General features: G+C 63.0%; 10 protein-coding genes. 8 read left to right on the top strand and 2 right to left on the bottom strand.

Annotation, left to right across the window (positions count from 1 at the left end; translation table 11 throughout):
• Positions 1-42: 42 nt before the first annotated feature.
• From HMPREF3172_RS02040 to HMPREF3172_RS02075, 8 genes are all read left to right on the top strand, one after another.
• Positions 43-891 carry an ABC transporter permease gene (locus HMPREF3172_RS02040; protein WP_070515030.1) on the top strand — a complete coding sequence of 283 codons (849 nt, stop codon included), beginning with the start codon at positions 43-45 and terminating at the stop codon, positions 889-891.
• On the top strand, positions 875-1,642 hold the full coding sequence (locus HMPREF3172_RS02045) for an ABC transporter ATP-binding protein (RefSeq protein ID WP_062022697.1): 768 nt from the start codon (positions 875-877) through the stop codon (positions 1,640-1,642). Before HMPREF3172_RS02040 ends, HMPREF3172_RS02045 begins: the two co-directional genes overlap by 17 nt.
• A gap of 5 nt (positions 1,643-1,647) precedes the next feature.
• On the top strand, positions 1,648-2,769 hold the full coding sequence (locus HMPREF3172_RS02050; RefSeq protein ID WP_070515032.1) for a glycosyltransferase family 2 protein: 1,122 nt from the start codon (positions 1,648-1,650) through the stop codon (positions 2,767-2,769).
• The gene (locus HMPREF3172_RS02055; RefSeq protein WP_070515034.1) at positions 2,766-3,629 is read left to right on the top strand and encodes a hypothetical protein; all 864 of its coding nucleotides are present in this window, start codon (positions 2,766-2,768) and stop codon (positions 3,627-3,629) included. The genes HMPREF3172_RS02050 and HMPREF3172_RS02055 overlap by 4 nt, the downstream gene beginning before the upstream one ends.
• A gap of 35 nt (positions 3,630-3,664) precedes the next feature.
• Positions 3,665-4,126, top strand: coding sequence for a DUF3151 domain-containing protein (locus tag HMPREF3172_RS02060; protein ID WP_083281366.1), 462 nt, complete (start codon positions 3,665-3,667; stop codon positions 4,124-4,126).
• A 214-nt stretch (positions 4,127-4,340) separates the two neighbouring features.
• Positions 4,341-5,627: an adenylosuccinate synthase gene (locus HMPREF3172_RS02065; protein WP_070515036.1), complete on the top strand. Its 1,287-nt coding sequence runs from the start codon at positions 4,341-4,343 to the stop codon at positions 5,625-5,627.
• A gap of 36 nt (positions 5,628-5,663) precedes the next feature.
• Positions 5,664-7,808 carry a S9 family peptidase gene (locus HMPREF3172_RS02070; protein WP_070515039.1) on the top strand — a complete coding sequence of 715 codons (2,145 nt, stop codon included), beginning with the start codon at positions 5,664-5,666 and terminating at the stop codon, positions 7,806-7,808.
• Positions 7,805-8,170 carry an SdpI family protein gene (locus tag HMPREF3172_RS02075; protein ID WP_070515040.1) on the top strand — a complete coding sequence of 122 codons (366 nt, stop codon included), beginning with the start codon at positions 7,805-7,807 and terminating at the stop codon, positions 8,168-8,170. The genes HMPREF3172_RS02070 and HMPREF3172_RS02075 overlap by 4 nt, the downstream gene beginning before the upstream one ends.
• A 129-nt stretch (positions 8,171-8,299) precedes the next feature.
• Here the strand turns inward: HMPREF3172_RS02075 and HMPREF3172_RS02080 are convergent, their stop codons facing one another.
• Positions 8,300-9,502, bottom strand: coding sequence for a cobalamin-independent methionine synthase II family protein (locus HMPREF3172_RS02080; protein ID WP_083281367.1), 1,203 nt, complete (start codon positions 9,500-9,502; stop codon positions 8,300-8,302).
• Between the two features lie 165 nt (positions 9,503-9,667).
• Positions 9,668-11,041, bottom strand: coding sequence for an NAD-dependent succinate-semialdehyde dehydrogenase (locus HMPREF3172_RS02085; RefSeq protein WP_061941570.1), 1,374 nt, complete (start codon positions 11,039-11,041; stop codon positions 9,668-9,670).
• Between the last annotated feature and the right edge of the window lie 62 nt (positions 11,042-11,103).

The following is an 11,103-nucleotide window of genomic DNA, read 5'->3' on the forward strand; positions in this document are numbered from 1 at the left end:
AATCTTGGTGTTCATCAACGTCTAAGGAAGAGTCGCGCATTCATGTCATTGAGTGATTTCGCCGCTGAGCACTCACTCGAGCGGGTGGGCGCCAGGGCGCCGTTCTTCACCTATATGCGCGAAGTGTGGCGGCGGCGCGACTTCACGGCGACTCTGGCCCGCTATCGCATGCGCAGTGAAAACGAGCGCAACCGCCTGGGTCAGCTGTGGGTGCTCCTGCGCCCGTCGTTCTCCGCTCTCATCTACGGTCTGGTTTTCGGCTTCATCCTGGCCGGCAGCCGACCGCCGAACTTCGTGCCATACGTCATCATCGGCGTGTTCATGCTCGAGTTCTACAACTCGTCCATGAACGGCGGAGCCAAGTCGATCATCTCGAACACTTCCCTCGTGCAGTCCCTGCCGTTCCCGCGCATGGTTCTGCCGCTGGCCAAGGTGCTCGAAGAGTTCTTCAACTTCATTCCCACCCTGATTCTCATGGCGATTCTCGTCATCATCGGCGGTGACCTACCGAACCTCCAGTGGCTGCTCATGATCCCGCTGGTGGCCCTGTTTGCAATCCTCAACACCGGGGTGGCGCTGATCTTCGCCCGCCTGACGGTGCACTTCCGCGACCTGAGCCAGATCACGCCCTACATTTCGCGCATGATCTTCTACACCTCGGGTGTGTTCTTCAACCCCCTGACGCTCGTCGAAGGCCGGCCGATCCTCAAGGCCATCTTCGACTGGCACCCCCTGTTCGAGGTGCTGTCACTGGGTCGCGGCATCCTCATGGGCGCTTACGAAATCCACTGGAACTACTGGTGGCACCTGTCGGTGTGGGCGTTCGGCCTGCTGATCATCGGCATGGTCTTCTTCTGGCGAGCAGAGGAGCGCTATGGTCGAGAAAGCTGATATGGATTCCTCACCCCGCGAAGGCGAACCCGTTGTCGTCGTCGACGACCTCCACGTGACGTTCAAGACACTGGCCACGGGCAAACGCATGACACCCAGTCAGGCCGGCGGGCTGTTCCAGCGCAAACGCAGCTACAAGGAAGTCGAAGCCCTCAAGGGCGTGTCCTTCACCGCCAACGCCAACGAATCGATCGGCGTCATCGGCACGAACGGGTCGGGCAAATCGACCCTCATGAAAGCGATCACCGGCCTCATCCCTCCCACGCAGGGAGCCGTCTACGCACGGTCCCGGCCCAACCTCTTGGGCGTGGGTGCCGCACTCATCCGCGATCTTTCCGGCGGCCAGAACATCATCCTGGGTGGTCTGGCCATGGGCATGAAGCGCGAAGAGATCGAAGCGAAATACGACGAGATCGTTGAATTCACCGGTCTGCAGGAATTCATCGACATGCCGATGCGCACCTACTCGTCCGGTATGACCGCCCGGCTGAAGTTCGCCATTGCCACGGCGAAGGACTATGAAATCCTCATCGTCGACGAAGCTCTGGCAGTCGGCGACCGCCAGTTCCAGAAGAAGTCCGAAGCCCGCATTCGCAAGATCCGCGAATCTGCCGGTACCGTCTTCCTCGTTTCGCACTCCATGCGGTCCATTCGCGACACGTGCAACAGGACAATCTGGATTGAAAAGGGCGTCCTCATGGCCGACGGCGACACCGAAGACGTCGTCAAAGAATACGAAGCACACAGGTGAGCTGCGTGAGCATTGACCTTTCCCAGCTGTGGGAACTCGATGAGCGTCCCGGCGTGTCCTTCATCATGCCGGTGCTCAACGAAGAGAGCCGGATCGAACGCGCCGTGCAGACGGTGCTGAACCAGGAGTACCTGGGGCCGAAGGAAATCGTCATAGGCTTGGGTCCTTCAACTGACCGGACAGCTGAAATCGCCGAGCGCATGGCCCGCGATGATGCCCGCGTCCACGTGGTGCACAACCCCGCGGGCGATACCCCCACGAGCCTCAACCTGGCGATTGCCGAAACCCGCTACCCGGTCATCATCCGGGTTGACGCGCACTCCGAACTGCCGTCGGACTACGCGGCGATCGGTGTTGACACTCTGCGCGAAACGGGTGCCGCGAACGTCGGCGGACTCATGCGCGCGGTGGGGGAGACCCCGTTCCAAAAAGCCGTTGCTCGCGCCTACATGTCGCCGATTGGCCTGGGCGGACCCGCCTATCATTCGGGTGCGCAGGCGGGCCCCAGCGAATCTGCTTACCTCGGAATCTTCCGCCGAGAAGTGTTCGAACTCCTGGGCGGCTTTGATCCCACCCTGCGCCGGGGGCAGGACTGGGAGCTCAACCTGCGCATCCGTGCGGCGGGCGGACTCGTGTGGTTCAACCCGGAACTCGTCGTCACCTACTGGCCGCGCGCCGATATTCGCAGCGTGGCCCAACAGTTCTACGCAACCGGCAAATGGCGGGCCGAAATCGTGCGCCGCCACAGCACCCGCAACAGCCTGCGCTACTTTGCTCCGCCCGTGCTGGTTGCCGGCCTGGCGACCGCCGCAGTGGGAACAGCGCTGCAGGCCACCGGCGCGGCTCGTCGCCTGCCAAAGCCCGTGCGGTGGGGAATCGGCGCATCGCAAGTCGGCGCCGCCTCCTACGCCGCCGTCGTGTCAGCGCTCGCGCTGACGGCGAAGGACGCTGACAAACAGGAGCGTGCAGCCTTCGCCGCGGCCGTGCCGACCATGCACATTGCGTGGGGAACCGGCTTCCTCAAGGGCATCGTCACGGGAGCCGACCACAGCGATGCCGACCGATCAAGAACAGAGGCGCGCGGCACCTCGGCAGAAGACAGGACAGAAGAACAGGACCGCCCATGAGCAAGAAGTTTGAGTTCGGCAAACAGCCGGCAAAGGGTTTCAACGCCCCGCTCATTGCGGGTGGGCTCGTGCTGGTGGGCATCCTGATTGCCGTGGCGGTCTTCGTTCTCACGCCCAAAGACCGGCTGACTGTCGACGGCCTCAACACACCTGCCGTGGCGGCACTCGGCGGAGGTTCGGACTCCCTGCCGGCAAATTCGCTTGAAGCGGTCGAAGAGAACGCCAAGTTCGGCTACCTCCCGGCGGTTGACCTGGCGAAAACCGCCGATGACGACCTCGTGCTGGCCAACGCCGAATCCGCGCAGGCGGACCTCAACCTGGCCCAGCCTTTGAACGAAACGCCAACTGACAAGTTCCTGTCGTCCAAGATTCCGCCCGCCAAGAGCAAAGGCGACAGTGAGGAGCAGACCCGCCCCGGCACCCCAATCACCTTTGACGACGCTATGAAGCGCTATGGCAAGTACCTGGTGTTCGCACCCCGCGTGGAATCGCAGGAAGTGCTCAGCGACGTTTTGGAGATCACCGAAAAGCGCTCCAACCCGGATGCGCTCATCGTTCGCTCGACGTCGCTCGAAGTTCTCAGTGCCGCCGAAGAAGCCGGCGCCACCGGCATGTACATTGGCGAAGTCACATCGACAACTGCCGGCGAGCTCAAAGAAGCCGGTGTTTCGATGGTCGCGCTGGAGGCCGGTGAGGACAGCCTCGACACGGACGCCTATGACAGCGCGGGAATTCGCGTGTGGGCTTCCGGTGTTGCCTCAGAAAAGCAGCTCAAGGCGCTTGAGCAGGACGGCATCTTCGGTGCGCTGACCACTGATCCCTTTGCCGTCCAGCCGCCCGCTGTCAAAAGCAACAAGTGAAGCGCGCCCCGCGCTTTCACAGCTGAAGGAGAAACATGAGCCAGCCGCTCGGCAAACCCGCACACATCGGCAACCTCGACGCTTCGCAGCTGGGCCCCCAGCCCACCTACCTGCCGGATGACCACCCGGATGTTGAGGCGCGCCGCCGCCTGGACGCCGGCGAAGAGCCCATTGACGTGGCCCACGACCTCCCGGCGTCCTGCCTGGCCTGGGCCGAACTGTCCGACGAGGCCTTCTCCGAGGGCCGCCTGGTGGACTCCTACGCTTATGCCCGCGTGGGCTACCACCGTGGCCTCGACGCTCTGCGCCAGGCCGGTTGGCGCGGTGTCGGTCCGATTCCGTACTCCCACGAGGTCAACCGCGGCTTCCTCCACGCCCTGTACAACCTGGGCCGGGCTGCCGCCGGCATCGGCGAATCCGAAGAGGCCCAGCGGATTGAGAAGTTCCTCCGTGACTCCGATCCGGAGGCCATTGACCGCATCGGCTCTGGAAGCTGACGAGGCGCCGCTCGCCTTAGCCTGTTACTGACCGGGGCTGCTTCTGACGTGTGGGGCTGCCCCGGTTTTGTCTGCCGGTAGGGGTGTTCGGGGCCCGTCAGTGCGCCGTGCCCCGCATCACATTTCTGCCCATCCGATAGAATGGGGTGGCAACGGCGGTCATCCGCCTTTTTGTATGCGCTGAATGTGCGAAGAAGTCAACGTGAGGTGACGAATGCCTGCAATCGTGGTCGTCGGTGCCCAGTGGGGCGACGAAGGCAAGGGCAAGACCACAGACATCCTGGGTACCCAGGTCGACTACGTCGTGAAGCCCAACGGCGGCAACAACGCTGGGCACACGGTGGTCGTCGGCGGCGAAAAGTACGAACTCAAGCTGCTGCCCGCAGGTATTCTGTCGCCGAATGTCACGCCTGTGATCGGCAACGGCGTCGTCGTCAACCTCGAAGCGCTGTTCGATGAAATCGACGGTCTGGAAGCTCGCGGTGCTGACACCTCGAAGCTCAAGATCTCCGCCAACGCGCACCTGGTGGCACCTTTCCACCAGACGCTGGACAAGGTTACGGAGCGCTTCCTGGGCAAACGCGCAATCGGCACCACCGGCCGCGGAATCGGTCCCACCTACATGGACAAGACCGCACGCCTGGGCATCCGCGTGCAGGACCTTTTCGACGAATCGATCCTGCGTCAGAAGATCGAAGGCTCCCTGCGCCAGAAGAACGAACTTCTGGTCAAGGTGTACAACCGCCGCGATGTCACGGTCGACGAAATCATGGAGTACTTCGCGCAGTACCGCGACCGCATTGCGCCGATGGTGGCGGAAACCGAACTGCTGCTCAACAAGGCACTCGACGAAGGCAAGGTCGTCGTCATGGAAGGCGGCCAGGCCACCATGCTCGATGTCGACCACGGCACCTACCCGTTTGTCACCTCGTCCAACCCCACCGCCGGCGGTGCCTGCGTCGGCTCCGGCGTTGGCCCCACCCGCATCAACCGCGTCGTCGGCATCGTGAAGGCCTACACCACCCGCGTCGGTGCGGGCCCGTTCCCCACGGAGCTGTTCGACGACATGGGCGAATACCTGCAGAAGCAGGGCGGCGAATTCGGCGTCAACACCGGCCGTCCGCGCCGCTGCGGCTGGTTCGATTCAGTCATCGCCCGCTACGCAAGCCGCGTCAACGGCTTCACCGACTACGTGCTGACCAAACTCGACGTGCTCGACGACCTGGACGAAATTCCAGTGTGCGTGGCCTACGACGTCGACGGTGAGCGCTTCGACGAAATGCCGATGTCCCAGTCGGACTTCCACCACGCCAAGCCGATCTACGAAACCTTCCCCGGCTGGAAGGAAGACATCTCCGGTTGCCGCACTTTCGATGACCTGCCGAAGAACGCGCAGGACTACGTGCTGGCGCTCGAACGCATGTCCGGCTGCCGAATCTCGGTCATCGGCGTGGGTCCCGACCGCGAACAGTCGATCGTCCGCCACGACCTGCTGGACTGATCTGCCGAACGGGTGCGTGCCGGTTACCCTTGTGGCATGCACTCAACCCCGCAGATACCCGAACCCGCGCAGAAGGTTCCCCACGAGCGGACCTTCCACGGCGACACGTTCGTCGACAACTACGAATGGATGCGCGACAAAGACAGCCCGCAGGTCCGTGACTACCTGGACCGCGAAAACGCGTACACGGATGCTCGCACGGAGCACCTGAACGGCCTGCGTGAGCGGATTTTCGACGAGATCCGTTCGCGAACAAAGGAAACCGACCTCTCAGTTCCCGCCCGCCGCGGCGACCATTGGTACTTCACCCGCACCTCGGAGGGGAAGAACTACCCGGCCTACTGCCGTGTCCCAGTGCGCGACGCTGACAGCTGGACCCCACCCGGCATCGAACCGGGTGTTGCTCTGGACGGCGAAGAACAGCTCATCGACTTCAACGCTGAAGCCGGTGACAGCAGTTTCTTCGCAGTCGGCTCTCTCGATGTTTCCCCCGACGGAAAACTGCTTGTCTACGCCGTCGATCGGGTTGGCGATGAGCGCTTCACGCTGCGCATCCGCAACCTGGAAACAGGCGAAGATCTGCTCGACGAAATCTCCGGCATCTTCTACGGCGCCTGCTTCGACGGCACCGGCAAGCACATCTACTACACAACCGTGGATGATTCCTGGCGCCCTGACACCGTGTGGCGGCACACCCTGGGTGCGTCGACGGACAGCGACGAGGCTGTGTTCCGAGAAGACGACGAAAGGTTCTTCGTCGGCGCTGAGCTCTCCCGCACCGGTGACTACCTATTCATCGCGACCGAAGCGAAGACCACGTCCGGCACCTGGTTCATCCCCACCTCGGACCCGACTGCCGAACCGCAGCCGGTGTGGCCGCGTGAGCAGGACGTCGACTATTCCGTCGAACACGCCGTGATCGATGGGGAAGACCGCTTCCTCATCGTCCACAACCGCGACCGAGCCGACTTCGACATCGTCGATGTTCCAGCGGCAGCCCGTGGCACCTCGGCAGACTCCGCGGATCAGGCTCGCCGCGTGCTGCGGGATGTCAGCGGCATGCGCATTGAAGAAGTCCAGGCGTTCAGCGGCCTCATCGCCGTCGGCTACAGGCGCGCGGGCTTTGCCCGGGTCGGCATCATCGACCTGAACGCGGCAGCCGAAGACGGCGTGCGCCCGATGACTGAGGTCGACTCCGGTGAGGACGCCGGCTACCGCTTCATCGCAGCGGACAACCACGCCTTCGACCAGCCGCACGTGCGAGTCACGATGGGTTCGCTCGTCCGTCCGCACACGGTCGCTGACTGCACTCCGACCAGCACGCAGATCCGCAAGGTGACCGAGGTTCCCGGTGTGGACATCAGCGCGTACTCGCAGACCCTGGAATGGGCAACGGCGGCCGACGGCACGCAGATCCCGGTGAGCCTCGTGTGGCGCACCGACGCTGTTGACCGCAGCGGCCCAGCACCGCTCAACCTGTACGGCTACGGCAGCTACGAAGCTTCCATGGACCCGGCGTTCTCGGCCGCCCGCCTGAGCCTGCTCGATCGCGGCGTCGTGTTCGCGATCGCCCACATTCGCGGCGGCGGCGAAATGGGCCGCCACTGGTACGAACAGGGCCGCATGGAGTTCAAGAAGAACACCTTCACCGACTTCATCGACGTTGCCGACCACCTGATCAACACCGGCTGGACGACAGCTGAGCGCATGGTTGCCCGCGGAGGTTCCGCCGGCGGTCTGCTCATGGGCGCGGTCGCCAACATGGCTCCGGACCGCTTTGCCGGGATCATCGCGGACGTTCCCTTCGTCGATTCGCTCACCTCGATGCTCATGCCGGAGCTTCCGCTGACCGTCATCGAATGGGAAGAGTGGGGCGACCCGCTGCACTCGAAGGAGTTCTACGAGTACATGCGCAGCTACGCGCCGTACGAAAACGTCACGCAGCAGGAGTACCCGCCGATTTTGGCGATCACATCGCTCAACGACACCCGCGTGCTGTACGTCGAACCCGCCAAGTGGACGGCCCGTCTGCGCGAAGTCGGCGCCGATGTCATCCTCAAAACCGACATGACATCCGGTCACGGTGGAGCATCCGGCCGCTATGACTCGTGGCGCGAAGCAGCGTTTTGGATGGCCTGGATGCTTGACCGTCTGGGCTTGGCTGAAGGCGGCGAACAGTGAGCCCGACGCTGATCGCAACGGCCGTATTCACCCTGCTCGGCTTCGGAGCGGCGGCGCTCCTGTGGTTTCCGACCCGCGCCGCGGCCGCCGGTCGGCTGGGCCCCAACGACCGGTGGGGCATCCGCATGGGTGCCACCCGCCGCTCACCGGAAGTGTGGCAGCACGCCCACCGGGCCGCGTTCATCTACATTGCCGCAGCCCCCTGGATCGCCGTGATCTCACTGCTGGCCACAATCGCCCTGGCCGTGTGGGTCAGCGAAGGCGGGGCGCTCATGATGGCGCTGCTGGGCCTGTGCGGGCAGATCTTCATCGGCATCTTCGGCACCGTCTTCGCCATCATCGCCGCCCGCGGCAAACGGTAGACCGCCGGTTCCAGAACCAGTGCCCAGCGGCAGCCGCACCGGACCGCGGACAGCAAGCGGCGCCTCGTCAGAAGAATGACGAGGCGCCGCTTGTCTCTGTGCCAGTGTTAGGTGATCAGCTCGCCAGGGTCAGCTGCCCAGGCGCTTGGATGCGATTTCAGCGCCCTGTGCGAGGCTTTCGAGCTTCGCCCAGGCGATTTCAGGGTGGACGCGTCCGCCCAGACCGCAGTCGGTCGAGGCGACGACGTTTTCGGGGCCCACCAGGCGGGCAAAGCGCTCAATGCGGTCTGCCACCAGCTGCGGGTGCTCAACGATGTTCGTCGAGTGGGACACGATGCCGGGGATGATGTACTTGCCGTCGGGCAGCTTGGTGTCCTCCCAGATGCGCCATTCGTGTTCGTGGCGGACGTTCGCGGCTTCGAAGGTGATGCCGGCGGCGTTGATGCTCAGTACATCGTCGACGATCTCTTCAAAGGGCAGGTCCGTAACGTGCGGGCCGTGCCAGGAGCCCCAACAGGTGTGGAAGCGCACCTGCTGCGGGTCGATGCCGCGCAGCGCGTAGTTGAGCGCCTCAATGCGGGGGCGCGTGAACTTGCGGTACTCCTCGAACGTGGGGGCGGGGTTGATCTGGTCCCAGTTCTCAGCAATCGAAGGGTCGTCGATCTGGATGATGAAGCCGGCTTCGGCAATCGCCAGGTACTCTTCGCGGAACACATCGGCCATGGCCCAGATGAACTCTTCCGCGGTGTCGTAGTAGCCGTTCTCGATGCGTGCGGCAGAGCTTGGGCCGAGCGAGTTGATGTAGGCGGTCGACGGATCGATGCCGGCTGCCTCGCAGGCCTTCTTAAGGTTCTGGATGTCACGCTGGATGAGCTCCTGGCCGATGTAGCGCACCGGCTCGACGGCCACCGGGAACTGCTGCTGCTGTCCGGTGTCAGCGCCAGAAGCTTCCGCGTCGCCGTACACACCGGGGAACAGGTGGCGGTCGCGGCGGTCGGGGAAGCTGGTCAGCACTACCTTGCCCGGTTCAGAGCGGACCGGGGGAGCATTGTGGAAGTGCACATCCTGCAGTTCAAGGCCCGAGGTGCGTTCAAAGGAGTAATGCCACCAGGCGCCGTAGTCCCTTTCGGCGGCCATGGCGTGACCGTATTCGCCGTCATTGACTTCCGTGATGCCGACGTCCTTCTGGCGCTTGACGATGTCGACAACGGAATCGGTCAGCAGCTGTCCGAACTCGTCTGTGTCGATGTTGTCATCAAAGCGTGCGGCGTTGGCGGTAATCAGCTTGTCGGTGCGTGGCAGTGATCCGGCGTGAGAAACGCGAATGGTCATGATGCTCCTTTCTGGATGAATTTTTTTCATCATATGAACGGGCAAACATGCGTGTTCCGACGTTGACGCATTTCGGAATATTTGTGAAATAAAAGCGGCGCCTCGTCATAAATTGACGAGGCGCCGCTTGGCTGAGGCGCTGTGCTCAGGTGAGCACGGTTTGCGTCAGTCGGCCACGTAGTACAGGCGCTTGTTGACGAATTCGTCCATGCCGACGGGGCCGAGTTCACGGCCGTAGCCGGAGCGCTTCACACCGCCGAACGGAAGGTATTCGGCACCGGCCTTCGGGATGTTGACCGAAGCCATGCCCACCTCCAGCCGGTCGGAGACCTTCTGGGCGCGTTCGACGTCTTCGCTGAAGACCGTGCCGCCCAGACCGAACTGAGTGTTGTTGGCCAGTTCCAGCGCTTCTTCGTCAGAGGACACCGGGTAGGCCACGAGCACCGGACCGAAGAACTCTTCGTAGTAGATGTCCGAGCCCACCGGAATGTCGGTGATGACGGTCGGGGACACGTAAGCGCCCTCGTCGGAGATCTGCCCGCCGGTGCGGATGGTGGCGCCGGCGTCCTTGGCGCGCAGAATCTGGTCGTAGAGGTTCTCAGCTGCTGCGCGCGACGACAGCGGCATGTAGACGTTCGGGTCTTCGCTCGTGTAGTCGCCGGGGGTGGCCTCAGATGCCAGACGGACCAGTTCGTCAACGAACTCTTCGTACATGTCGTCCATGACGATGATCCGCTTGTTCGAGTTGCACGCCTGGCCGGTGTTGAACAGGCGGGTCTTGTAGGCGAGCTGAGCCGAAGCCTTGACATCGGAGGAGTCCAGCACGATGTACGGGTCGGAACCGCCGAGTTCAAGAACGGCCTTCTTCAGCGCCTTGCCGGCCTGAGCCGAAATTGCGGCACCGGCGCGTTCGGAACCGGTGAGCGAAACACCGGCGATGCGGTCATCGGCAATGACCTTCGAAATCTGGTCGTGCTTGGCGTAGATGTTCTGGAAAACACCTTCCGGCACGCCGGCCTCCAGCATGATCTCTTCCATCACACCGGCCGACTTTGCGCAGATTTCTGCGTGCTTGAGAACGATCGCGTTGCCCAGCATGAGGTTGGGGGATGCGAAGCGAGCCACCTGGTAGTAGGGGAAGTTCCACGGCATGATGCCGAGGATGGTGCCGACCGGCTTGTGCTGCATGACAGCCTTGCCTCCGGGGGCATCCAGCGGAACATCCTTGGTGAACTCTGCGGCGTTGTCGGCGTAGTACCGGTAGATCTTTGCGCAGTATTTGGCTTCGCCGATGGCCTCCGAGCGGCGCTTGCCCATTTCGACGCCGATGATTTCGGCGAGCTCTTCGGCGCGCTCGTCGTAGAGGTCGGCAACGCGGTGGACGATCTTCGCCCGTTCGCTCATGTCGAGCTCAGCCCATTCGCGCTGGGCCTTTTCTGCCTTTGCGAGAACTGCTTCGAGTTCGTCGTCGCTGATGGCCGGGAACGTTTCAACGGTCTCTCCCGTTGCCGGGTTGATGACCTTGTAGTCCATGCTCATTCAGTCCTCCTTGGTGTAGAACAGGCGTTTGTTGACGAATTCGTCCATGCCGACGGGGCCGA

This window comes from Brevibacterium sp. HMSC08F02 (assembly GCF_001807555.1).
GTDB classification, from domain to species: Bacteria; Actinomycetota; Actinomycetes; order Actinomycetales; family Brevibacteriaceae; genus Brevibacterium; species Brevibacterium ravenspurgense.